This window comes from Adlercreutzia sp. CNCM I-6207 (assembly GCF_977072305.1).
Genome location: NZ_CDRVLZ010000013.1, coordinates 35082 through 57280, shown reverse-complemented (window position 1 = coordinate 57280; position 22199 = coordinate 35082). Strand labels below are relative to the sequence as shown.

Annotated in this window: 19 protein-coding genes; 13 read left to right on the top strand and 6 right to left on the bottom strand. The window is 64.6% G+C overall.

Annotated features, from left to right (window positions below; translation table 11 throughout):
* Positions 1-5: 5 nt before the first annotated feature.
* Positions 6-212, bottom strand: coding sequence for a helix-turn-helix domain-containing protein (locus ACW4QM_RS07845; RefSeq protein ID WP_373691005.1), 207 nt, complete (start codon positions 210-212; stop codon positions 6-8).
* A gap of 221 nt (positions 213-433) precedes the next feature.
* On the opposite strand from ACW4QM_RS07845, the gene ACW4QM_RS07840 reads away from it, so the two are divergent.
* Entirely contained in the window at positions 434-1369 is a 936-nt protein-coding gene (locus tag ACW4QM_RS07840) for a LysR family transcriptional regulator (protein ID WP_157011957.1), read from the top strand.
* Positions 1370-1509: 140 nt separating this feature from the next.
* On the opposite strand, the gene ACW4QM_RS07835 is transcribed toward ACW4QM_RS07840, so the two are convergent.
* Together ACW4QM_RS07835 and ACW4QM_RS07830 are read right to left on the bottom strand one after the other, a co-directional pair.
* Positions 1510-2037 (bottom strand): FAD-binding protein, encoded by a 528-nt coding sequence (locus tag ACW4QM_RS07835; RefSeq protein ID WP_237975157.1) that lies wholly within the window; start codon positions 2035-2037, stop codon positions 1510-1512.
* 4 nt (positions 2038-2041) lie between these two features.
* A complete protein-coding gene (locus ACW4QM_RS07830; protein WP_237975160.1) occupies positions 2042-3178 on the bottom strand; it encodes a putative NPN-dependent ornithine cyclodeaminase in 1137 nt (378 codons plus the stop codon).
* A 292-nt stretch (positions 3179-3470) separates the two neighbouring features.
* Between ACW4QM_RS07830 and ACW4QM_RS07825 the strand changes: the two genes are divergently transcribed.
* The 5 genes from ACW4QM_RS07825 (at position 3471) to ACW4QM_RS07805 (ending at position 10003) form a co-directional block, all read left to right on the top strand.
* Positions 3471-5267, top strand: a complete 1797-nt coding sequence (locus ACW4QM_RS07825) for an ABC transporter ATP-binding protein (protein ID WP_237975168.1) — start codon at positions 3471-3473, stop codon at positions 5265-5267.
* A gap of 448 nt (positions 5268-5715) precedes the next feature.
* Positions 5716-6969: a molybdopterin molybdotransferase MoeA gene (locus ACW4QM_RS07820; RefSeq protein WP_237975173.1), complete on the top strand. Its 1254-nt coding sequence runs from the start codon at positions 5716-5718 to the stop codon at positions 6967-6969.
* Positions 6970-6977: 8 nt separating this feature from the next.
* Positions 6978-7511: a MogA/MoaB family molybdenum cofactor biosynthesis protein gene (locus ACW4QM_RS07815; protein ID WP_117283910.1), complete on the top strand. Its 534-nt coding sequence runs from the start codon at positions 6978-6980 to the stop codon at positions 7509-7511.
* A gap of 225 nt (positions 7512-7736) precedes the next feature.
* The gene (gene alr / locus ACW4QM_RS07810) at positions 7737-9215 is read left to right on the top strand and encodes an alanine racemase (protein WP_455798351.1); all 1479 of its coding nucleotides are present in this window, start codon (positions 7737-7739) and stop codon (positions 9213-9215) included.
* A 221-nt stretch (positions 9216-9436) separates the two neighbouring features.
* Entirely contained in the window at positions 9437-10003 is a 567-nt protein-coding gene (locus ACW4QM_RS07805) for a uracil-DNA glycosylase (RefSeq protein ID WP_173115130.1), read from the top strand.
* Here the strand turns inward: ACW4QM_RS07805 and ACW4QM_RS07800 are convergent.
* A complete protein-coding gene (locus tag ACW4QM_RS07800; protein ID WP_455798350.1) occupies positions 10000-10923 on the bottom strand; it encodes a magnesium transporter CorA family protein in 924 nt (307 codons plus the stop codon). The genes ACW4QM_RS07805 and ACW4QM_RS07800 overlap by 4 nt on opposite strands.
* Before the next feature lie 125 nt (positions 10924-11048).
* Between ACW4QM_RS07800 and ACW4QM_RS07795 the strand changes: the two genes are divergently transcribed.
* A complete protein-coding gene (locus tag ACW4QM_RS07795; protein WP_455798349.1) occupies positions 11049-12362 on the top strand; it encodes a bifunctional folylpolyglutamate synthase/dihydrofolate synthase in 1314 nt (437 codons plus the stop codon).
* 99 nt (positions 12363-12461) lie between these two features.
* Here the strand turns inward: ACW4QM_RS07795 and nhaA are convergent, their stop codons facing one another.
* Positions 12462-14063, bottom strand: coding sequence for a Na+/H+ antiporter NhaA (nhaA, locus tag ACW4QM_RS07790; protein ID WP_022740395.1), 1602 nt, complete (start codon positions 14061-14063; stop codon positions 12462-12464).
* Positions 14064-14435: 372 nt separating this feature from the next.
* Here nhaA and hpf point away from each other — a divergent pair, with 372 nt between their 5' ends.
* The 4 genes from hpf to ACW4QM_RS07770 all read left to right on the top strand — a co-directional run bounded on the left by hpf (position 14436) and on the right by ACW4QM_RS07770 (position 18697).
* Positions 14436-15020: a ribosome hibernation-promoting factor, HPF/YfiA family gene (gene hpf, locus ACW4QM_RS07785; protein ID WP_114539663.1), complete on the top strand. Its 585-nt coding sequence runs from the start codon at positions 14436-14438 to the stop codon at positions 15018-15020.
* A gap of 3 nt (positions 15021-15023) precedes the next feature.
* A complete protein-coding gene (locus tag ACW4QM_RS07780; protein WP_016309287.1) occupies positions 15024-15242 on the top strand; it encodes an acyl carrier protein in 219 nt (72 codons plus the stop codon).
* Positions 15243-15934: 692 nt separating this feature from the next.
* On the top strand, positions 15935-16174 hold the full coding sequence (locus ACW4QM_RS07775) for a metal-sensing transcriptional repressor (protein ID WP_371130576.1): 240 nt from the start codon (positions 15935-15937) through the stop codon (positions 16172-16174).
* Between the two features lie 12 nt (positions 16175-16186).
* Positions 16187-18697: a heavy metal translocating P-type ATPase gene (locus ACW4QM_RS07770; protein ID WP_173112268.1), complete on the top strand. Its 2511-nt coding sequence runs from the start codon at positions 16187-16189 to the stop codon at positions 18695-18697.
* Between the two features lie 299 nt (positions 18698-18996).
* Here ACW4QM_RS07770 and ACW4QM_RS07765 read toward each other — a convergent pair whose 3' ends face one another.
* On the bottom strand, positions 18997-19512 hold the full coding sequence (locus ACW4QM_RS07765; RefSeq protein ID WP_114539666.1) for a DUF6125 family protein: 516 nt from the start codon (positions 19510-19512) through the stop codon (positions 18997-18999).
* Positions 19513-19624: 112 nt separating this feature from the next.
* Here ACW4QM_RS07765 and glmU point away from each other — a divergent pair, with 112 nt between their 5' ends.
* Both glmU and ACW4QM_RS07755 read left to right on the top strand, forming a co-directional pair.
* On the top strand, positions 19625-21001 hold the full coding sequence (gene glmU, locus ACW4QM_RS07760; protein WP_173112271.1) for a bifunctional UDP-N-acetylglucosamine diphosphorylase/glucosamine-1-phosphate N-acetyltransferase GlmU: 1377 nt from the start codon (positions 19625-19627) through the stop codon (positions 20999-21001).
* A gap of 88 nt (positions 21002-21089) precedes the next feature.
* Complete coding sequence (locus ACW4QM_RS07755) at positions 21090-22055, top strand: ribose-phosphate diphosphokinase (RefSeq protein ID WP_022740387.1); 966 nt, start codon at positions 21090-21092, stop codon at positions 22053-22055.
* The last annotated feature ends 144 nt before the right edge of the window (positions 22056-22199 follow it).

Below are 22199 nucleotides of genomic sequence, written 5' to 3'. Positions count from 1 at the left end.
CTATGCTATGCGGAGCGGGTGCCCGGTTGCGGGTCGCGGGGGAGGAAGGAGATATGCAGATACATGTTCATTCCCTCCGCGATTTTCTGAAGGACGCGTATCGAAGGGTTGCGGATTCCGCGTTCTATGCGGCTGATTTCGGTCTGAGCTATGCCACATCGTTCGGCCAATTCCTTTTGCGTGAAATTTTGGCTTTGCCGGGCCTCGATCATAGCGCGCATGAGAGCAGCTTCGGGCTGAAACTCGTGGCTAGCCTCAGCGAATTCAGGGTCGAGGAACCCTGAAACCCCGAAGGAGCGGTAGCAGAAAAGCCGTATTTGCGCAACATCGGTTGAGTTTGGCCCCAGCGGCTGCTGACCTGCTGCGAGGAGCTGATGGGGTATACTGGTTGCAGGTTGCGTTCCGCGATTCGGGGGTGGGGAAGGAGCTGTCCGTGGACACCGCATATCTGCGCGAGTACATCGAATTCTCGCGCTCTCTCAATTTCGCCCAGGCGGCTGCTGATCTGTTCGTGTCGCCACCGACGCTGCGGGCCCATATTCACGCACTCGAGGAGGAGGTAGGGGCGCCTCTTACGGTCAAGCGCGTCGGTCAGTTGGAGCTATCGCCAGCCGGCCGTCTTTTTCTGAAGCGTGCTCGTGCCATAGTGAAGCTGGTAGAGGAAAGCGCGGAAGAGTGCCGGGCGCTGGCGGAAGCCTCGTCGTCCATAGTGGTGGGCACCCTCGATTACGCTCCCTTCGAGGAGTTGCTGACGCGTGCGCTGCACGCTTTCCGACGGGATCATCCTGACCGATGCCTCGAAATGCTCATGGCGTCGGGCGCTTACGCGAACATGGAAGCGGTGGAGAGCGGCAAGGCGGATCTTTCCATTTTCGTTCAAGTGAGGCGACGAGATGGCGGGGAAGAGGCGCTGCCCGATGAGCTGCCTGCCGGAGTGGGGGCTTTTCGCTTTAGCGAGGGCGAATGTCGTTTTTGGATGAACCGCTCCTGTCCTCTGTTTGAGTGCGATCGCGTGACGGCGGCCGACTTGGACGGCTTCACGATGCTCTTGGGGAATTCCGCGAATATGGAACGCGCGGGCCGCGTGCTCATCGAATGGTTTGCAGGGGTCGGGGTAGCCGTGGAGCCCGACAATCAGCCTTGTTCGAACTATCTTGACCTGTATCTGTCGGGAACGGGCGAGACGTTCGGCATTGCGCTGGGGGGAGTGCGCTCGGGTCTGCGGGCGAGCTCCGACATCAAGATATTCGCGGTCGACGATTTTACGGTGCCCTGCGATCTCTATGTGATCTACAACGAGGAGCGCATCGGGGAGAACGGGAAGCTGTTCGTCGACTGCCTGAAGGAGAGCATTTCTTCGCTGGAATAATGTCTTCTGGGGGTGATGAAGCCTCGGCTGGTGGCAGGGTGCGCTGGCGCCTCTGTCGGCGGTGCAACATGACGGCGCCCCGTCGGTTGGACGGGGCGCCAGGGGAGGGCTAATGATAGGTTGTGGCGAAAGATGGCTGACTAGATCTCGCCGATGATAGAGCCTGCGGCCATGTACCCACCGAGGAACGATAGTCCCACATCACCGTACAGGCCGTTGAAGGGCTTGCCGGCGAGGTTGTTCTCGCCGTTCGAGCCGCCGGCGGTGTGCCAGCCAGCGTAAAGCCCGGGAATAACGGCGCCTTCGGTATCGATGACCTGCATCTTGGGGTTGATGCGCAGTCCGCACTTGGTGGCGAACAGGTTGCCGCCAAGTTTCGCTCCGTAGTAGGGCGGCTCGCTGATGGGGATGAGCCACGAGGGATCGTACTTGTAGGTGGGAACAGTGTCCTCTCCGGCCTCGCAGGCGGCGTTCCAGTCCTTAACAGCCTGCACGAGCACGCTTTCGCGCAATCCGAGGGCCTCTTCCAACTCCTCGATGGTATCGCATTCCTTGACGGCGCCGGCATCGACCATCATCTGGAAGGCATTGCGCCAATCGCGCTGCCATTCGGGAACGCGGTCGATAAGAGGGTCGTCGTCGGGGATGACCTTTCCGATGTTGCGCAACCTTCTAGCCCAAAAGCCCCAATCCTTTGGCGATGTTGGCGATGAAGTCCTGGACGTTGGTGACGATGCCGCGGCTGGCGAGGCTGCCGCGATCCACTAATTTGTTCACAGCGAACTCGGCGATATCCACGCAGTAGAAGTACACCGGGCGAATGGTGCCGTCGTCCATCACGCGATAGCTCGGCGTCATGTTCCCCGTGGCGATGGTGTGCAGCATGGTGGCCATGCAGATGACGGTGGTGGCGCTGCGAATGTGGTCGCGCATGGCGTCCTGCGCCTCGTAGGCGTTGCCGTACACGCCGGGCAGAGGGCCGTCGTCGCGGATGGATCCGGCCAGCACGTAGGGCACGCCATTGCGCACCAGCGCGTTCATGATGCCGTCGCACACGCCCTCTTCTTCGATGAACCGCTCGATGGATCCCCAATAGCGCACGCGGTTGATGGTGTCCAGGTGGTGGTAGTGGCCGTTGGGGCGGTTCTCCTGGGTGTCGATGTCCTGGCCGAGGGACGTGTGGAAGTAGGCCCCTTCCAAATCGTGGGTGGCGAGAGCATTGCCGGCGAACACCGCGTCCGCATAGCCGGCGTCGATGATTTTCGCGAAGGCCTCGCGGGAGTACCCGTTGAACGTGAAGGCCGGCCCCATGACCCACACGATGGAGCCGTGGTCGCGGTCGTGGCGCAAAAGCTCATAGAGCTCGTCGTAGTCGCGCGAGAAGGCGGTCTCGCGGGAGCGGCCCAGACGGAAGGCGAAGTTGTCGTGGCCGCCCGGGTGCGGGGCGCCGTCCTCCGATGTGGCCAGACCGCGGAAGCCGTCGGTGTAGACGAGAATGCCCTCCTCGCCGTTTTCCGTGCGTCCGCAGGCGATGAGATCGCCGGCGCGGATGTGGCGGAACTCGCGCACGAACACGTTGCCGCCTTCCACGACGGCCACGCAATCCATGCGGGAATCGCGGGCGAGCGTCCATTGCCCTGCGATCTTCAGATACTCCGGATAAATGGACATGGCGTGGTAGCCCTCCGGGGCCACGAAATCCTTCGGCGCGGGCACGAGCGTCACATCGGGCGCGGCGGCGAGGTGGGGGAGCGTGAAGTCGGGCGGCGTGTAGGGCGTGGGTGTAAACGGCGCGGGCGAAAACGTCATGGTCGCCTTCTTTCTCTGGGTGGCTGAGGCCATTGTAGCGCTTCGGCCGCCGGTTCCCAAGGAATGTGAAACTCTGCAGGCAAGAGATCTCATGCAGAAAAGCGGTAGTTCGTCGACCGAAGTTATGCCAGCGAAGGCTCGGGTTCCAAAGTGGATGTTTGGGCGGTTGCGGGGCCGGCTGCGGGCCCGGTTGCGGAGATGGAGGAGGACGGGGAGCGGCAGTTCGCCGAAGGATTGTGAAAGCGTGATGACTTCGGCATCGAAATTATTCCCAGAGGGCTAGAATGGGCCTATGGCTACTGCTATCGACACATCCAAGGAAACACACGCCGACGTCGCCGCCGCCGAGGTGCTGCGGCGGTTCGTTGGCTACTACAAGCCCTACAAGGCGCTCTTCTTCGCCGATCTCGTGGCCGCCTGCATTTTGGCTGGGGTTGACCTGGCCTTTCCGCAGCTGCTGAACTTCTTCACCCGCGAGTTCTTCACCGAGTCGCCCTCGGTCATCTTGGGTAGCCTCGGGCTCATCGCGCTGCTCTTCATCGCGCTGTACGCCGCGCGCACGGGCTGCCAGTGGTTCATCACCTACTGGGGCCACGTCATGGGCGCGCGCATGGAGGCCGACATGCGCCGCGATTTGTTCGAGCAGTACCAGCGCCTCTCCTTTGGCTACTACGACCGCCACAACACCGCCGTCATGATGTCGAAGATCACCACCGATCTGTTCGACATATCGGAGCTCGCGCACCACGGGCCGGAGAACCTGTTCATCTGCACGCTCAAGATCGTCGGCTCCTTCGTGCTGCTGTTCATGATCAACGGGCCGCTCACCGCCATTATGCTCGTCGTCACCATCGTCATGGCAGCGCTGTCCTTCGCGCTGAACTATTGGCGCCGCCGCATATTCCGCGAGAACCGCGAGCGCATGGCCGGCATCAACGCCGCGGTGCAGGATTCCCTCGGCGGTATCCGCGTCGTGAAATCCTTCGGCGGCGAGGACGCCGAGCGCGAGAAGTTCCGCGCGGCCAACGAGGCGTTCCTCGACACGAAGAACCGCTCCTACAAGTTCATGGGCGCCTTCCACGGGCTGAACTCGCTGTTCACGGGGCTTCTGTACACCATCGTCGTGGTGGGCGGCGGTTACTTCGTGGCCGCCGGAACGCTCGCCGTGACCGATTTGGCCATCTACGCCCTGTACGTGGGCATCTTCATGGCACCGGTAGAGCAGCTCATCAACTTCACCGAGACTCTGCAGAAGGGCTACGCGGGCTTCCGCCGCTTCATCGAGGTGTTGGCCGAGCGGCCCGACGTGGCCACCAAGTCCGGTGCGCCCACCTTGGCCGAGGCCTGCGGCGGCGAGGTGTGCGGCGCTGTGGATTACCGCGACGTGACGTTCTCTTACGATGGCACCCACCCGGTGCTCGACGGGCTCGCGCTTTCCATCCCCGCCGGCACCTCGGTGGCGCTCGTGGGGCCCTCGGGCGGCGGCAAGACCACCACCTGCTCGCTTCTGCCCCGATTCTATGATGTGGCCGCGGGCGCGGTGACCATCGACGGCGTGGACGTGCGCGACGTACAGTTGGTAAGCCTGCGCGAGGCCATCGGCATCGTGCAACAGGACGTGTACTTGTTCGGTGGCACGGTGGGGGAGAACATCGCCTACGGCCGCCCCGGCGCCACCCAGGCCGAAATCGAGGAAGCGGCGCGCAAGGCCAACATCCACGAGTTCATCTGCTCGCTGCCCGACGGCTACGACACGCTCGTGGGCGAGCGCGGCGCGCGGCTGTCCGGCGGTCAGAAGCAGCGCATCTCCATCGCGCGCGTGTTCCTGCGCGACCCGCGCATCCTCATTTTGGACGAGGCCACGAGCGCGCTTGACAACGAGAGCGAGCACGCCATCCAGGCGTCGCTGGCGGAGCTCTCCCGCGGGCGCACCACCATCACCATCGCGCACCGCCTGTCCACCATTCGCAACGCGAGCCTCATCGCCGTGGTGGAGGACGGCCGCGTGCTTGAGCAGGGAACCCACGACGAGCTGCTGGCCCGCGACGGCGTCTACGCCCGCTACTACCGTATGCAGTTCGGCGATTAGAACGGGAGCCGAGATTCGCTTGAGGACGCGTTCGCCTTTCTAGAAAACAAAATCATCGGTTTCGTGCAGGAAAAAGTGCGATCGTGCGAGTTCTGAGGGATCAAATACTCGCACGATCGCACTTTACTCTGCATGAAGAAGATCTTCGGGGGTTTTCAACTCGCACAATCGCACTTTTTTCTGCGCGAAGGGGGTATGAGACGGTTTTGCGGGATGCTAGCTTCTTGAGGGCGGAAGATGCCGAAGCTCGGTTGGCTTGTCGCAGACACGGAAGGGGCGACCGTCGCGTGCCCGGCTTGGATCGAAGGTGAAAACGTCGCTCTTTTTGGTCGCGGTTATCCTGCAATAGTTATAATGATTCCCAGTGAAATGACGACGGTTGGATTCCGCGGCCGCGGCATTGCTGCAGCGCGGTGGTGTGGTGGCGTGGAAGGGAAGGACCGATCCTGTGAGAGAAATGATTCCGTTGGAAGAGGCCCGTGCGCTCGTGTGCGGGGCTGTGGAGAAGTTGCCCGTGGAAACGGTGGAGCTGCTGGACGCTGTCGGGCGTGTGGTGGCGGCCGACCAGACAAGCGACATCGACGTGTCGCCCTTCGCGCACTCGGCCATGGACGGCTTCGCCCTGCGCGCCGCCGAGATTGCCGATGCCGCCGAGGAGAGCCCCGCGATGCTGCGGGTCATCGCCGAAATCGGCGCCGGCGACGTGTTCGAGGGAACCATCGGGGAAGGCGAGTGCGTGCGCATCATGACCGGCGCCTGCCTGCCTGCCGACGCCGATGCCGTGGTGAAGTACGAGATCGTGGGCGTGGTGGAAGGCGACGGCAAACCCGGCTCGGTGGTGTCGTTCTCGGCCCCGACGAAAGTGGGCTCCAACATTCGCGCCGCCGGCGAGGAAGCCCATGCGGGGGACGTGGTCGTGGAGGCGGGCGATGTGCTCACCGCCGCCGGCGTCGGCTTTCTGGCCGGTTGCGGCGTGCTGGAGGTGCCCGTCTACCGCCGACCGCGCGTGGCCGTCATTGCCACGGGCAGCGAGCTCGTGCCGCCCTCCGAGGTGCCCGGCCCCGGTAAGATCCGCAACTCCAACAGCTACGCCATGGCCGCCTGCGCCCGGGAGGCCGGCGCCGAGGCCCATATGCTCCCCATCGTCCAGGACACCTTCGAGGCCCTGCGCGACGCCGTGGCGCAAGCGGCCCGCGAGTACGACTTCGTCGTCACCACGGGCGGCGCCGCCAACGGCGACTTCGACTTCATCAAGCCAGTGGTGGCCGAGCTCGGCGAGCTTCTGATGACCACGGTGAACATGCGTCCCGGCAAGGCCCAGACCTTCGGCATCGTGGAGGGCACGCCCGTCTTCGGCCTGCCCGGCAACCCGGCGGCCGCCTACGTGGGCTTCCAAATGCTCATCCGCCCGGCGCTGCGCACCATGCAGGGCTACCGCTTCATGGATCATCCCGTCGTGAAGGCGCGCCTCACTGCCGACGAGAAGAACCGCGACCCGCGCCGCATCTACCTGCGGGCGAACCTGACGCGCACCGCCGAGGGCTATGAGGTGACGCCGGCCAAGAACCAGAGCTCGGGGCTGTTCGGCCCCATCCAGAAGACCAACTGCCTGGCCGTCATGCCCGAGGGCACCGAGCCTCAACCTGCGGGCTCCATCGTCGATTGCCTGCTGCTCGATATTCCGGAAGAAGTCGTTCTCTAGGAGAAGCCATGACCATCAAATTCGCCATCATCACGTGCTCCGATACCCGCACTTTGGAAACTGACGAGGCGGGGCAGAAGCTGGAGCAGCTCATTGCCGAGCAGGGTTGGGAGTGCGTCCGCCGCGTTGTGGAAATGGACGAGCGCCCGTTCATCGCCGGCGCGCTCATCGACGCCTGCGACAACACCGACGCCGACATCGTGCTCACCTGCGGCGGCTCGGGTCTCTCGCTGCGCGACGTGACCCCCGAGGCCACCCGCGACGTGGCCGACCGCGAGGTGCCCGGCATCGCTGAGGCCATGCGCGCCCACAGTGTCGCCATCACGCCCTTCGCCATGCTCTCGCGCGCCATCTGCGCCCAGCGCGGGCACACGCTCATCATCAACCTGCCCGGCTCCACTAAGGCGGCCACCGAGAACTGGGAAGGTATCGTGGAGGCGCTGCCCCATGCCGTGAAGATGATGGCCGGCGAGGGGCACAACACGCAGAAGGATCTCTCGGAGAAACTCGCCGCCGCCGCGGCCCGGGGCGAACTCGGGTAAGGCAGCGGGTACGCAAGGGCCTTTGGCTTCGAAGTCGCGATGGAGGGTTGGCTGCGGATGCGCTTGCCGTATGGCTTTCCGGGACTGGGTTCTCGCGGTCGGAAGTCTTTGCCCCATGCCAAAAGAGCGCGTTCCCGTGCGTCGGGTCTGCGCTATACTTCATGAGGAACGTGTTCTAGATGCGGCCGCGCTCGATAGGGCGCGGCTGTTTGAGGTGGTAGCACTATGACTGATCTTCCCAACGGGTTCACGGGGTTTTCGCACCGAGATCCGAACTTCGTGTCCGCGGGCGACGCCCTGCGCGGCTCGCGGTACGACGACACGCCGTTCGCGGCGCGCAAGCAGGCCCAGGCCCGCAATCTGGCCGAGGCTTGGTCGCCGGCCGGCGCCGAGCGCGTCGGCGCGGGCGTTGCTGCAGAGGGCGGTTCCGATGCAGTCGCTCGCGGGGCCGGAGCACGCCCCCTGTCCCAGCTGTCCTCGGCGGCCAGCGATGTGCTGCGCTTCGCTGAGCAGGGCACGGCGGCTGCCGGCGCTCCGCGCTTCGATCCGGACAAGCTCGCCCGCATTCCCGAGGTGGATCGGCGCTGGGCCTGGGTGGAGATCGACCTGAACGCCATCCGCCACAACGCCTCGGCCGTGAAGCAGCGCCTGAATCCGGGTACCCGGCTCATGGCCGTGGTGAAGGCCGACGGCTACGGCCACGGCGCCGTGCAGTGCGCCAAAACGGCGCTGAACTCCGGGGCCGAGTACTTGGGCGTGGCCACGGTGGACGAGGCCATCGCCCTGCGCGAGGCCTACGTGAACGCCCCTATCCTCATTCTGGGCGAGCCCCCGGCTACGGCCATCCCGCTGCTTCTGGCCTACAAGATCATGCCGGCGGTCTACACCGCCGAGTTCGCCATCCGCTATGCCGAGGCCGCCGACGCCTTCGGGGTGTCCGCGCCCTTCCATCTGAAGGTGAACACGGGCATGAACCGCATCGGCGTGCGTTGGGACGAAGTGGTGGAATTCGCGCGGCAGATATCGTTTCATCGGGCGCTCGATATGGTGGGCACCTTCACCCACTTCGCCACGGCCGACTGCCCCGGCACCATCGACTTCGAGCGTCAGGTCAAGCGCTTCTACGAGGCTGTAAACGCCCTGCGCGCCGCCGGCATCAACCCCGGCATCGTGCATGCGGCGAACTCTGCGGCCGCCATCCGCTACCCGGAGGTGCAGCTGGACATGGTGCGCCTCGGCATCTCGCTGTACGGCTTCTACCCGTGCCCCGAGGCCTACCCGATGATCGATCTGAAGCCGGCCATGAGCGTGAAGGCCCGCATCACCGATGTGAAGACGCTGCCGGTGGGCGAGGGCGTCAGCTACGGTCTGAACTACCGCAGCCCCGGCGCCGTGAAGATCTGCACCATGCCCATTGGCTACGCCGACGGCTTCCGCCGGGGCCTTTCCGGCCGCACCGACGTGCTACTGGCCGGTCGCCGCTTCCACCAGGTGGGAAACATCTGCATGGACCAGTCCATGTTCGAAGTGAACCTGCGCCAGCGCAACGACCTTGATCCGCAGATCGGTGATACGGTGACCATCGTGGGGGAGCAGGGCGAGGCCTCGGTCACCATCGATCAAATGGCCGAAACGCTGGGCACCATCCAGCACGAGGTGGCCATCGGCTTCGGCTGCTCCCGTCTGCCGAGGTTATACGTGTAGAAAGCGATGCGCAGCGACCGCCAAGGTGCGCAGCAGGTTGAAGGAGAGCGATGCGCAGCGAGCGCCGGGAGGGGGTGCCGCGCGCAGTTCATTCTATGGCATACGAAAATGCCGCGACTCTCGGTGAGAAATGCCATAGAATGCTGTTTGAGCACGGCACCCCCTCCCGGCGCTCGCCCGAGGCGAGTCCCGACGAGGAACTCAAGAAAGAAGGACGCCCGATGGAGCACCCCCACATTCCGCTAGAAGACTTGCAAGTCCAGGTGGCCGCCTGCCGCCGCTGCCCCTTGTGCGACGGTCGCACGCAGACGGTGTTCGGCGTGGGCAATCCCAATGCGAGGGTTCTCATCGTCGGCGAGGCCCCGGGCAAGAACGAGGATTTGCAGGGCGAGCCCTTCGTGGGCGCGGCCGGCAAGTACCTCAACGAGCTTCTGGCCATTGCCGGGTTGTCTCGCGAGGACGTCTACATCGCCAATGTGCTGAAGTGCCGTCCCCCTTCCAACCGCGATCCGCGTCCCGAGGAAATTCAGGCCTGCACGCCGTTTCTGCGCGAGCAGACGCGTACCATCAACCCGGAGTACATCGTCACGCTGGGCAACTTCTCCACGAAGTTCATCCTGAAGACCGACGTGGGCATCACGCGCCTGCACGGCACGCTGCAGCGGGCGGGGCGTTTCAAGGTGTTCCCCATTTTCCACCCGGCTGCGGCCCTCTACGACAGCAAGAAGCGCGAGGCCCTGGAGAACGATTTCGCCACCTTGGGCGAGCTTTTGCGCGGCGAGGCCTAGAGCCAGCGCTTCTTCTTGAAGAACACCACCATCACGATGATCATGATGGCCGCCAGCGCGATGATGGTGCCGGCCATGTAGGGCCAATCGAGCCCTGGCATGACGGTGAGGTTCATGCCGAACCAGCCGGTGACGAGCGTGAGCGGCGCGAACATCACCGTGACGATGGTGAGAATCTGCATGGTGGAGTTCTGCTTCAAGTCGATCTGCGTCTGATGCAGCTCGTAAAGCTGCAGGCTGTACTCGCGCAGCATATCGGCGCGGTCGGACAGGTGGTTCGCGTGGGTGGTGATGTGCCCGAAGGTCCGGGCCTCCTCGCGGCTCATGACCTTGTTCTCGTTGTCGGCGATGAGGTCGGCCATGACGCCGATCTGCTGGTAGTAGGAGCCCATGCGCATGGCGGCGCGCCGGTAGCTCATGATGGTCTGCGACGAGATGTCGGCATGGTGGCCGATCATGGCGTCCTCGAGGCTTTCCATGGCGTCTTCCATGGAGGAGAACCAGCTGAAATCGTCGGCGATGAGCGTCTTCATGAAGGCATACAGGGTATGCGAGGTGGTGGGCTTCGTGAGGATGCCCGTGGCGGCCACTTTGTCCAGGGTCTTCTGCGCGATGTCGCCGTCGTCGATGAGGATGAGGTGGTCGGCTTCCAGGTAGAACGACATGGTGTCCGGATCGCCCGTGGGGTCGGATTTGTCCGGCACCGAGAACGAGCCGATGATGTAGGAGGGGTACAGCTCGACGAAGTTGGCCGCCGCCAGCTCGAGCGCCGCCAGCTCTGCCCGCGCCTCCGGAGCGATATGCGTGAGCTGGCTGAACTCGTGGGAGGTGAGGATCTTGACCAGGGGCGGCTTGCAGTTTTCCTCGTCGCAGGGCGCTGCCAGCGGGTTCGGCCGGTTCAGGTCGTAAATGGCTGCCATGGCTCCTCCTCTCGTCGCGCGGCCTCTCGTGCCCGGAACCTAGTATAGAATGGAGCCGTGATATGCCCCATCGGTTACCGGGTTTGTAAGAAAACGGTAGCCGCGTCCTTGAAGGAGAACGTGCCGTGGAAGATGCGCGCCACTTCGATCCCGTTGCCTGGATAAACACCCCGCGATGGCAGGCCTCGCGCCTGGGGCTCTCGCGCATGGTGGATCTGCTGGAGCGCTTGGGGCGCCCCCAGGACGAGTTGCGCTTCATGCACGTGGCGGGTACCAACGGGAAGGGGTCGGTGTGCGCGTATGTGGCCTCGGTGCTGCAGGCGGCCGGCTACAAGGTGGGCCTGTTCACGAGTCCGTTCATCCTCTGCTTCGAGGAGCGCATCCGCGCGAACGGGGAGAACATTACGGGCGAGGAGCTCGCCCGGGCCGTGGCGGCGGTGCGCCCGGCGGCCGCGGCCGTGGAGGCGGCGTGCGGGGATCATCCTACGGAGTTCGAGCTCATGGCGGCGGTGGCCTTCGAGCATTTCCGCGCCGTGGGCTGCGATATCGTGGTGCTGGAAGTGGGGCTCGGGGGGCGGTTGGACGCCACCAACGTCATCGAGGCTCCCGAGGCGAGCGTGATCTGCCGCATCGGGCTCGACCATACCGATTTGCTCGGGGACACCCTGGCCGCCATCGCCGGCGAGAAGGCCGGCATCGTGAAGGCGGGAGCGCCCGTGGTGAGCTGGCCCCAGGAGAGCGAGGCCATGGCGGTCATCGAGGCCGTGGCCGCCGAGCGCGGTTGCGAACTTTTCGTGCCCGACTTCGGCGACTTGTCCGTGGAGCCGCTCGCGGGAGCGGCCCTGCGCCGGTTCTCGTGGAAGGGGAGGGGATTCGAGACGCGTCTGCTCGGCAGCTACCAGCCCTTCAACGCGGCGCTTGCCCTGACGGCGGTCGACGTGCTGCGCGGGCGCGGGTGGGCCATCTCCGACGAGGCCGCTTTCGCAGGCATCGCCTCCGCCCGTTGGCCCGGCCGTTTCGAAGTGGTGGATACCGCGCCGCTTACCATTGTGGACGGTGGTCACAACCCTCAGGGGGCCGAGGCCCTGGCCGCCTCGCTCGCCGATCTTCTGGGGGAGGAGGGACGCGCCTCGGTCGACTTTGCTTTGGGCGTGCTGGCCGACAAGGACTACCCGGCCATGGTGCGCGCCGTGGCGCCGTGGGCCCGCAGCTTCTCGGCGTACGCCCCGAAAAGCCCTCGCGCCCTGGCGGCCGACGAGCTGGAGGGCTGCGTGCGCGAGATTATGGTGGAAGAGGGCCGGGCCGATGACGTGCCCGTGCGCACGTGCGGCGCTCCCGCCGATGCCCTGCGCGCAGCCCGCGCCGCCGCCGGCCCGGAAGGCTGTGCCGTCGCCTTCGGCACCCTTTACGCCATCGCCGACCTCATGGGCGCGTTGTAGCGAGCTTGCTGTTTGCGAAAACGACTTGATGCATGAAAAAGGGCGCCCCCGAAAGAGCGCCCTCCGAAAGTACGAAAAGCCCGTGGACCGACGCGTCCCCTAGGGTCGCGTGCCGGTGACGTCCTCGGCTTCCTCGGCCTCGGCCTCGTCGCGGATCTCGTGCACGACGAACTCCGCCACGCCGCCCTCGGCTTCCAGCACCTCGCGCACATCGTCGACCAGATCCTCGTCGCCGCAGCCGAGAACCACGTCGTCGGCCATATCGGCGGCCTCTTCCCCGGCCGTTTGGCGCACCACCTCATCCAGCGAGGCGGACACGTACGAGATGCCCTGGCGCTCGGCCGCCTTCGCCTGCATGAACAGGAACAAAAAGCCGATCACGCCGGCCAGAAGCGAGGCCGACAGAATGCCGATCTTCGCATCGGCGATGAGCACGGCCTCGGGGAAGGCGAGGTTCGCCACGAAGATGGCCATGGTGAAGCCCACGCCGCCCAGGATGCCGGCACCCAGCATATGGATCCAGTTAACATGATCGGGCAGGTTGGCGATCTTCAGCTTCACCGTCAAGAAGCTGAAGAGCAGGATGCCGATGGGCTTGCCCAGAAGCAATCCGAAGAACACGCCGAAGAACACCGGGCTCGAGACCATAGCGAGAACATCGCCGCCAAGGAAGCTCACATCGGCGTTGGTCAGCGCGAACAGGGGCAGCACGGCAAAGTACACCCACGGGTACAGCATATGCTCCAAGCGCGTGGCCGGGGGTACCACCTGACGAGCAACACTGGAGAGCCGGGTGACGGTGAACATGTAATCCTTCTGGAGCGTCACCGGCTCGGTCTCCACATAGGCGGCGCGCGCCTCGCGAACCCGGTCGCCCGACCAGGTCATGAACTTCTGCAGATCGACGCGCGACCCCGTAGGGATCGTGAAGGCGAGCAGCACGCCGGCGATGGTGGAATGAACACCGGACATGAACACAGCGAACCACAACAGGCAGCCCACCAGCATGTAAGGCGTCAGGGCGTACACGTGCGCCCGGTTCATCAGTACGAGCACCACGAGAATGGCCGCAGCGATGGCAAGCCACATGAGCGAGGGGCTCTGGCCGTAGAAGATGGCAATGACGAGAATGGCGATGATGTCGTCGGCCACGGCCAAGGTGGAGAGGAACACGCGCACGCCGTTGGGCACGCGGTTGCCGAGCAGCGCCATGATACCCAAGGCGAAGGCGATATCGGTCGCCGTCGGCACGCCCCAGCCGTGGGAGGTCTCAGGGTTGGTGGCGTTGAAGATGGAGTAGATGACGATAGGGGCCAGAACGCCGCCGCAGGCCGCGATGATGGGCAGCGCCGCCTGGCGGATGTTCGTGAGCTCGCCGACGGTCATCTCGTATTTGATCTCTAACCCTACGAGCAGGAAGAACACCGCCATGAAGATGTCGTTGATGATATGGGCCAGCGACATCTCGCCGATAAAGCCGCCGACGCCCACCACTACATGGGTGTGCCAGAACTCCTCAAAGGGCTCGAAGAACGGCGAGTTCGCGATAACGAGGGCCACAATAGCCGCCGCCAGCATGATGGCCGCCGCCTTCGTGGACGAACTCGTAAATTGGATGACTTTCAACCAGCGACGCTGATGCCCCTGGACTTCATCAATGAAGATATGATGCGGATCGGGATTCTTCGCAGTGGGTTCCATGCCTTACATCCTCAATTTCTCTTACCGACTCAGCCGCCTGCGAGCAAGACGGCTTCACAGATATCCGTTAATTGTAACCGCTTTCCCTTTCGCTTCAGCGAAAATCCCTATCTGTAAAGTCCCCGTAGCAGCCTTTTTCACACGAAAACGAGAACCGTTCGACTTCAAAGGCGCTGCATTCCGAAAACAGTCCTCAGACGGCAATCGTTTTCTTGCAACCTCAAATTGCTCGGTCAATCTCGCGAAAAGTGCGCTATGCTGTTTTTTCCAGTTTGGAAGGGTGCGTTTTACGCATGGTGCGCTCAGATGCCCCAGCGGGCTCGCGCCTTCCACGCTGATTGTGCAAGCAACGAGGTAAAAGAGGTGGAAATCATGACGATCACCGTGTCCGGACGCAAAATGCCCGTCACCGACGCCCTTCGTCAGTACGCTGAGGAGAAGGTCGGTAACGCGATCAAGGCTGTGGACGCCGACACCGTCTCCACGGAAATTGTTCTTTACACCGAGAAGAACCCGGCCAACCCGCTGCCGGCTATTTGCGAGGTTACCGTCCGCGTCAAGGGCCACATCGTGCGCGTGGAGGAAAGCGAAGAGGACATGTACGCCGCCATCGACGTGGCTGCCGCCAAGGTCGCCCGCCAGCTGCGCAAGTACAAGACCCGCGTGCTGGACAAGAAGGTTCGCGCCACGGAGCGCATCGTCGACTACGCCCACGAGGACGCCCACCCGGAGAGCGAGCTGGATCTCGACCGTCTGATGGACGAGCTGTCCGAGGACGAGATCGTCCGCCGCAAGGAGACGGAGTTCACGCCCATGACCGAAGAAGAGGCGCTCGTCCAGATCGATCTTCTGGGCCACGACTTTTTCGCGTACACTGATCGCGACACCAATCTGGTGCACATCCTGTACCGCCGTGAGGACGGCGGCTACGGTCTGCTCACCCAAAAGGAGGATTAGTTCATGGCCACTATCGACACCATCGCCGGCGTTCTCGAGAGCAACCTCGACATCGACCCCGCCACCGTCACCCCCGAGGCGACCTTCGAGTCCCTCGGTATCGACTCGCTGGACATGGTCGAGCTCATCTGCGACTTGGAGGAGGCCTGCGAGGTCGACTTCGGCGAGCCCGAGGGGCTTGTCACCGTGGGCGATCTCGTCGCTTACATCGACTCGCTGTAAGCCGCCCGCCGCACAGTATCGCCAACGAGGGCCCCGCAGCCGTGAGGTTGCGGGGCCTTTTTCGTTGTCTGGTTCCCTGTGTCTGCGCCGCAAGAGGCCCGTCTGGGCTCGTGCCGCTTTGCCGGAGGAAACGTGTCTGAGCCCCGTTCGATAAGAGCGGTCGCGCTCCACTTCCATAAGAATCGATTCCGGTCGGCCTTCCGGTAATGGTCGCTTCACGCTTCGTCTCGTCTCGCTCGGTAATTGAAGACCCCTGGCATTGCATGAAATCGCGAGTTGTAAGCGTCTGAAAGCTCATTCTTGTCTTCGAATTTAATATCTTGCGATAAATCCAGGTGAATGTAGCTCCTTCAGGTATCGCTAGGACGCTTACAACTCGAGATTTCATGCAGAATCGCGTGGTTTCGTTGACTGAGACATTTCCCGATGCGTTCCTCTATTGACGAAAATACCCCCTAGGGGTATAAATGCTGCGAACATAAGGACAACATCGCAAGCGAAGGAGCGCCATGGCGGACGAGAAAACGCGTAGCGGAGGAGGGGCGGCCCAGGGGGTGGCGAAGGCCGGCGCGAATAGAACGGATCGGACGGATAGAGCAGATCGGACGGGTAGAGCAGATCAGGCGGACCAGGCGTCCGATTGTCCCTGTCGGCACAAGAGCACGCCGCGCAGCATGGAGCTGCAGGCGGATATGCAGAAGCGGCTGAACCGGGCCATCGGTCAGCTTACCGGCGTGAAGGCCATGATCGAGGACAACCGCTACTGCGGTGATGTGCTCACGCAGCTGGCCGCCGCCGAGTCCGCCGTGCGGCGGGTGTCGGAGATGGTGCTGGCCGAGCATATGCGCACCTGCGTGGTGGAAGAGGTGCGCGCCGGCAACGATGAGGTGATCGACGAAGTGATGGCGCTCATGCGCCGCTTCTCGAAGTAAGGAAGGCGAGCTATGACCCGGCAAGAGACGATTCAGCAGAAGACGACCCAGCAAGAACCGATCCGGCAAGAGCTGCCGCAGCCCAACGGCGAAGCGCCTCGCGCCAACCTGCGCCTGGCTATCGACGGCATGCACTGCGCGAACTGCGCGGCCAACATCGAGAAGCACTACCGCGCCACGCCTGGGGTGGTCGACGTGGCGGTGAACCTGGCGAACAACACCGGGCGCGTGGTGTTCGATCCGGCCCAGGCCAGCGTGGACGACATGCTCGCCGTCTTCGACAACCTGGCCTTCACGGCCGAGATCATCCCCGATGACGCGCCCTTGGTGGACGAGAGGCGCCGCGCCCGCGAGGCCGTCCGGGCCAAGCGGGACCGCAAGGTGTTCGGCGCGGCCGCCGTGCTCACGGTGATCATCGTGGCCATCGGCATGATTCCCGGCTGGCACATGGGGGTGGGCAGCGCCCTGGCCGGTCTGTTCGTGGCCGATCCCACCCATGTGCAGGCCATGTTCGCGGCGAATCTCCTGTTGTTGGCGCTCACGGCCCCCGTGCAGTTCGGCTGCGGCGCGCGGTTCTACAAGGGCGCCTGGGGCTCGCTCAAGGGCGGCTCGGCGAACATGGACGTGCTGGTGGCGCTCGGTACTTCCATCGCGTTTCTGTTCTCGCTGTGGATCACGTTTCTGCCGGTGGTCACGGGGGACTGGGAAAGCCATGCGGCGCTCGCCATCAACGATGGCATGCCCTATTTCGAGACCTGCGCCATGCTCGTCACCTTCGTGCTGTTCGGCAAGATGCTGGAAAGCCGCGCCAAGGGCGCCACGAACCAGGCCATCGAGTCGCTCATGAACCTGACGCCGCCCACGGCTCGGGTGGTGCGCGGCGGCGAGGAGCGCGAGGTACCGTTGGCCCAGGTGGTGGCCGGCGACACCGTGCGCGTGCGGCCGGGCGAGAAGATGCCGGTGGACGGCGTGGTGGTGGAAGGCGCCACGGAAGCGGACGAGTCCATGCTCACCGGTGAGACGCTGCCCGTGGTGAAAGCCGCAGGCGACGCGGTGACCGGCGGTACCCAGAACACTACCGGCTCCGTGACCGTGCGCGCCCTGCGCGTGGGCGCCGATTCCACGCTGGCCCGTATCGTGCGCGCCGTGGAGGACGCCCAGGGCACCAAGGCTCCCATCCAGCGCATCGCCGACCGCATTGCGGCGGTGTTCGTGCCCGCCATCCTGCTGATCGCGCTCGTCGTGTTCTGCGTATGGTTCTTCCTCGTGCCGGCCGGCCCCGACGGGCGCCTGGTGCAGGCGCTCATGCCGGCCATCGCCGTCATCTGCGTGGCCTGCCCCTGCGCGCTGGGCCTAGCGACCCCCACGGCGCTCACCGTGGGCATGGGGAAGGGCGCCCAGCTCGGCGTGCTCATCAAGGACGGCACGGTGTTGGAGACCATGGGCAACCTGTCGGCGGCCGTTTTCGACAAGACGGGCACCCTCACCCAGGGCGAGCCGGCCGTGGTGGCCTGCGACGTTCCCGATGACGCCCTGCGCCTGGCCGCCGCCCTGGAGGAAAAAAGCGAGCACCCCCTGGCCCGCGCCGTCGTGACCTATGCGGCCGAGCGCGGCCTGGTGCCGCTGCCGGCGGCCGCCTCCTTCGAGGCCGTGGTCGGCGAGGGCGTGCGCGGTGTCGTGGAGGGCCGCGAGGTGTTCGTGGGCGTCGGGAAGGTCGCCGGCGACGGGGCGGGGGCTGCAGGCTCGCTTGTGTCCGTCGACGGCGTGCCCGTGGGCCGCATCCAGTTCCGCGACGAGCCCAAGCCGGACGCGGCGGCCACGGTGCGCGAGCTGTCCCGCGATTTCTCCGTGACCTCTTACATGGTGACCGGCGACGCGGCGCCCACGGCCCGGACCATCGCCGAGGAGGTGGGCATCGCGCCCGACCACGTGTTCGCCGGCGTGAAGCCGCTGGAAAAGGCCGATTGCGTGCGGGCCGTGCGGGGCGCTGCCGACGTCGCCATGCTCGGCAAGGCCGCTGGTGAGGCCTGCGACGCCGAGAAGGACGACGAGCGCATTTTGGAAATGGAGGCGGCCGACCCGGCCTTCATAGCCGCCTCTGACCCCGACATGGGCGCTCCCGCCGAGCCTGTGCCCCTCGAGTCCCCGGCGGAGGCCGCCCAAGATGCGGCTGCCGGCGCGAAGACCGTCGTGGCCTTCGTAGGCGACGGCATCAACGACGCCCCGGCGCTGGCTGCCGCCGACGTCGGCGTGGCGCTGGCCTCGGGCACCGATGTGGCCCTGGATGCCGGTTCTGTGGTGCTCATGCGCAACCGCCTGTCCGACCTCATCGTGGCCCTGCGCCTGTCGAAGGCCACCATGCGCAAGATCAAGCAGAACCTGTTCTGGGCGCTCATCTACAACTGCATCATGATCCCGCTGGCCGCCGTGGGCATCCTCGCCCCGGCCCTCGCCGGCGCCGCCATGGCCCTCTCCAGCGTCAGCGTCGTCAGCAACTCCCTTTTGCTGAAGCGATTCAAGTAAGGGGAGCGGGCGTGAAGCCGGGAGGGATACCCGCGCAAAACGCGAGGTGAGGGCCGGGCCATCGTGTCATAGGGGCGCCCCTCGCAAGATGCGGGCGCCCCTTCTGGCAAGTTTTCCGAGTTTTTCGACATGCTCGGTTCGCGCCAAAGCCTCTCGTGGCGTTTCAGCTGTCTTGATCTAGCGATATTCGCTATATGAGGCAGGAATTCCGCCTCGGGCGCCTTTGTCGCCGGCCCTTCGCGTCGAAAAGCGCGAAAAACTTGCCAAATTCGGCCGAATCTCTCTGCGCAGTCTTAGGTCTATCCCTCCATCCGGAAGCGCCAAGCGCAGTTGCAGGTGTCGTCGGCGATGGCGGGGTAGCAGCTTACGCACTCGCACTGAATGCGATCATCCAGGCCAGCGGCAAAGCCGGCGTATTCCAACTCGCCGACGCTTTTGCAGGGATGAAAGTCCATGCCCTTGCGCTTGCGGGCGTTTTGCACGCGGCAGTCGGTGATGCGGAAGGCGAGCGAGCCGTCGTCTTCCCAGCGAATCTCCCATTCGTTCGCAAGTGAGGTGCAGCGCAAAGGCAGCGCCTCGGCGAGTCCCTCGAGACCGCAGCTATCCGAAAGGCCGAGTAGCTTCTTCAGGCGCCGGGCCTCGCTGGGCACGAAGCGTCGCCAGGCCGTGCGGTCGTGCTCCATGGCCGCGTCCATGCCCTGCTCGCGTTCCAGCGACTGGAACCACGTGCCGTCCAGCGCGATGAGGTCCTTTGCAGTGATTTCCAAAAGTTCGATGAGCTCTTCGCGGGTCAGTGCATCCAATCCTTGGGCCATGGTCGTTCCTTTCCCTCGCGTCGACCTGCTCGATTATAGGCTTCTTGCGCTATACTAGGCCAATCGGAAATGAGCGCCGTGGGGCGCGCGAATGGCTATAGAAGGGCGTTGCATGGAAACTGCTGCGATTATTTTGGCCGCGGGGGCCGGTACCCGTATGAAGTCGAAGAAGCCGAAGGTGGTTCACGAGGTGCTGGGCCGCCCGCTCGTGCGGTGGGTCGTGGAAGCGGCCAAGGAGGCGGGCGCCGATAGGGTCGTCACCGTGGTGGGGCATATGCGCGACCAGGTGATCCCTTTGGTGGAAGGCGATACCGAGATCGTCGTGCAGGAGGCCCAGCGCGGCACGGCCGACGCGGTGCTGGCCGCCGCCGATGCCCTGGCCGGCTTCGACGGCGCCGTCGTGGTGCTCTCCGGCGACTCCCCGCTCATTCAGCCCGAGACCATTCGCCAGATGGCGGCTCTGCGCGAGGAGCACAACGCGGCGGTCATCGTGCTCACTATGGAGCTTGAAAACCCCTTCGGCTACGGCCGCATCGTGCGCGATGGCGCCGGGGAGGTGGCCCGCATCGTCGAGCAGAAGGACGCGAGCCCCGAGGAAGCGGCCATCACCGAGTGCAACTCCGGCGTCTACTGTTTCGACGCCCGCGCCCTTTTCGACGCGCTTTCCCAGGTGAACTCCGACAACGCCCAGGGCGAGTTCTACCTCACCGACGTGCTGGCCATCAGCCGCGCCGCCGGGCGGCCCGTGCTCGCCTATAAGACGAGCGATGCGGAGCAGTGCCTGGGCGTGAACTCCCGCGGTCAGCTGGCCGAGGCGACCCGCGTCATGCAGCGGCGCATCAACGACGCGCACATGGCCGCCGGCGTCACGATGTGGGATCCGGCCACGGCCTACATCGGCCCCGAGGTGGAGATCGCCCCCGACGTGGAGCTTCTGCCCAACGTCATGCTGCTGGGGAAGACGACGATCGGCGAGGACAGCGTCGTGGGCCCCGACAGCCGCCTGACCGACACGCGCGTCGGTCGCGGCTGCCGCATCGACGAGACCGTGGCGGTGGAGGCGCTCATCGACGACGGCGCCACCTGCGGCCCGCGCGCCTATCTGCGTCCGGCGGCGCACTTGTGCGAGGGCGCCAAGGCCGGCACCCATGTGGAGATCAAGAAATCCACCATCGGCAAGGGCTCGAAGGTGCCGCATCTGTCCTACATCGGCGACACCACCATGGGGGAGGGCGTGAACATCGGCGCCGGCTCCATCACCTGCAATTACGACGGCGCGAACAAGCACGCCACTATCATCGGGGACGGCGCCTTCATCGGCTCCGACACCATGATGGTGGCGCCCGTGACCATCGGCGCCGGTGCGCTTGTGGGCGCCGGCTCCACCATCACCAAGGACGTGACGCCGGGAGCGCTGGCCCTCGGGCGCGCCAGACAGCAGGAGATAGAAGGCTGGGTGGCGGCGCACCCCATCGAGAAGAAGAAATAGTCGGTCGGGCCGCTTCAGCCCGCACGAAGCGGCCCATCGTACTACAATAATCGAAGCTGAAAGACCCGTCGCAGAAGGGACGCACCCCATGACCGAGATGACCAAGCGCATGATCCTGTTCTCCGGCTCGGTGAATCCGGAGCTGGCCGAGGAGATCGCCAAGTATCTGAACGTGAACCTCGGCAACATCAAGCACGAGAAGTTCGCCAACGGCGAGATCTACGCCCGCTATCAGGAGTCCATCCGCGGCGCCGACGTGTTCCTCATCCAGTCGGTGTGCGCGAGCGAGACCTTCGACGTGAACGACGCCCTCATGGAGCTGCTCATCATGGCCGATGCCGCCAAGCGCGCAAGCGCCCGCTCCATCTCGGCGGTCATCGCGCACTACGGTTACGCCCGTCAGGACCGCAAGGCCGCCCCGCGCGAGCCCATCACGGCCAAGCTCGTGGCCGATCTGCTCGAGGTCTCCGGCATCGACAACATCATCACGGTGGATCTGCACCAGGACGCCATCCAGGGTTTCTTCGACATCCCCGTGAACCACATGACGGCCATGCCCATTTTCGTGGACTACTTCCGCAACAAGGGTTTCGATCCCGAGCGCTTGTGCGTGGTCTCGCCGGACGTGGGTCGCGCGAAGGCGGCGAAGAAGTTCTCCACGGCGCTCGATTGCGACATCGCCATCATGCACAAGGACCGCCCGAAGCACAACCAGGCCGAGATCACGGCGCTCATCGGCGATGTCACCGACAAGATCTGCATCCTTAACGACGACATGATCGACACCGGCGGATCCCTTGTGGCCGCGGCGGCCACGCTGAAGGCCAAGGGCGCCGCCGAGGTGTACGCCTGCGCTACCCACGGCCTGTTCTCCGGCCCGGCCTACGAGCGTTTGGAGAACTCCTGCATCGAGGAAGTGGTGGTCACCAACGCCGTGCCCGTGCCGCTGGCGCGCCAGACCGGCAAGATCAAGGTGCTCTCCATCGCGCCGCTGTTCGCGCAGACCATCGATGTTGTGTACAACAACGGCTCTATTGGGAAATTGTTCGAATAGCTGCTTGGCTGTCCGGCCCGAGTCCCCGGGGAGGAAGCCCGCGCTCAAACAGCATTGAGGCGCGGATCGCTTCGAGGGCTTCGGGCTCTCCCTTTTTGCACTTCAATGAACTGCGCGCGGGCCCCCTCCCCGGGGACTTGGGCC

Excerpts from the sequence above, each read along its gene's own strand:
- ACW4QM_RS07845 (WP_373691005.1), bottom strand. The coding sequence starts at position 212 with ATGATCGAGGCCCGGCAAAGCCAAAATTTCACGCAAAAGGAATTGGCC.
- ACW4QM_RS07830 (WP_237975160.1), bottom strand. The coding sequence starts at position 3,178 with ATGACGTTTTCGCCCGCGCCGTTTACACCCACGCCCTACACGCCGCCC.
- ACW4QM_RS07825 (WP_237975168.1), top strand. The coding sequence starts at position 3,471 with ATGGCTACTGCTATCGACACATCCAAGGAAACACACGCCGACGTCGCC.
- ACW4QM_RS07815 (WP_117283910.1), top strand. The coding sequence starts at position 6,978 with ATGACCATCAAATTCGCCATCATCACGTGCTCCGATACCCGCACTTTG.
- alr (WP_455798351.1), top strand. The coding sequence starts at position 7,737 with ATGACTGATCTTCCCAACGGGTTCACGGGGTTTTCGCACCGAGATCCG.
- ACW4QM_RS07805 (WP_173115130.1), top strand. The coding sequence starts at position 9,437 with ATGGAGCACCCCCACATTCCGCTAGAAGACTTGCAAGTCCAGGTGGCC.
- ACW4QM_RS07800 (WP_455798350.1), bottom strand. The coding sequence starts at position 10,923 with ATGGCAGCCATTTACGACCTGAACCGGCCGAACCCGCTGGCAGCGCCC.
- nhaA (WP_022740395.1), bottom strand. The coding sequence starts at position 14,063 with ATGGAACCCACTGCGAAGAATCCCGATCCGCATCATATCTTCATTGAT.
- hpf (WP_114539663.1), top strand. The coding sequence starts at position 14,436 with ATGACGATCACCGTGTCCGGACGCAAAATGCCCGTCACCGACGCCCTT.
- ACW4QM_RS07780 (WP_016309287.1), top strand. The coding sequence starts at position 15,024 with ATGGCCACTATCGACACCATCGCCGGCGTTCTCGAGAGCAACCTCGAC.
- ACW4QM_RS07775 (WP_371130576.1), top strand. The coding sequence starts at position 15,935 with ATGCAGAAGCGGCTGAACCGGGCCATCGGTCAGCTTACCGGCGTGAAG.
- ACW4QM_RS07770 (WP_173112268.1), top strand. The coding sequence starts at position 16,187 with ATGACCCGGCAAGAGACGATTCAGCAGAAGACGACCCAGCAAGAACCG.
- ACW4QM_RS07765 (WP_114539666.1), bottom strand. The coding sequence starts at position 19,512 with ATGGCCCAAGGATTGGATGCACTGACCCGCGAAGAGCTCATCGAACTT.
- glmU (WP_173112271.1), top strand. The coding sequence starts at position 19,625 with ATGGAAACTGCTGCGATTATTTTGGCCGCGGGGGCCGGTACCCGTATG.
- ACW4QM_RS07755 (WP_022740387.1), top strand. The coding sequence starts at position 21,090 with ATGACCGAGATGACCAAGCGCATGATCCTGTTCTCCGGCTCGGTGAAT.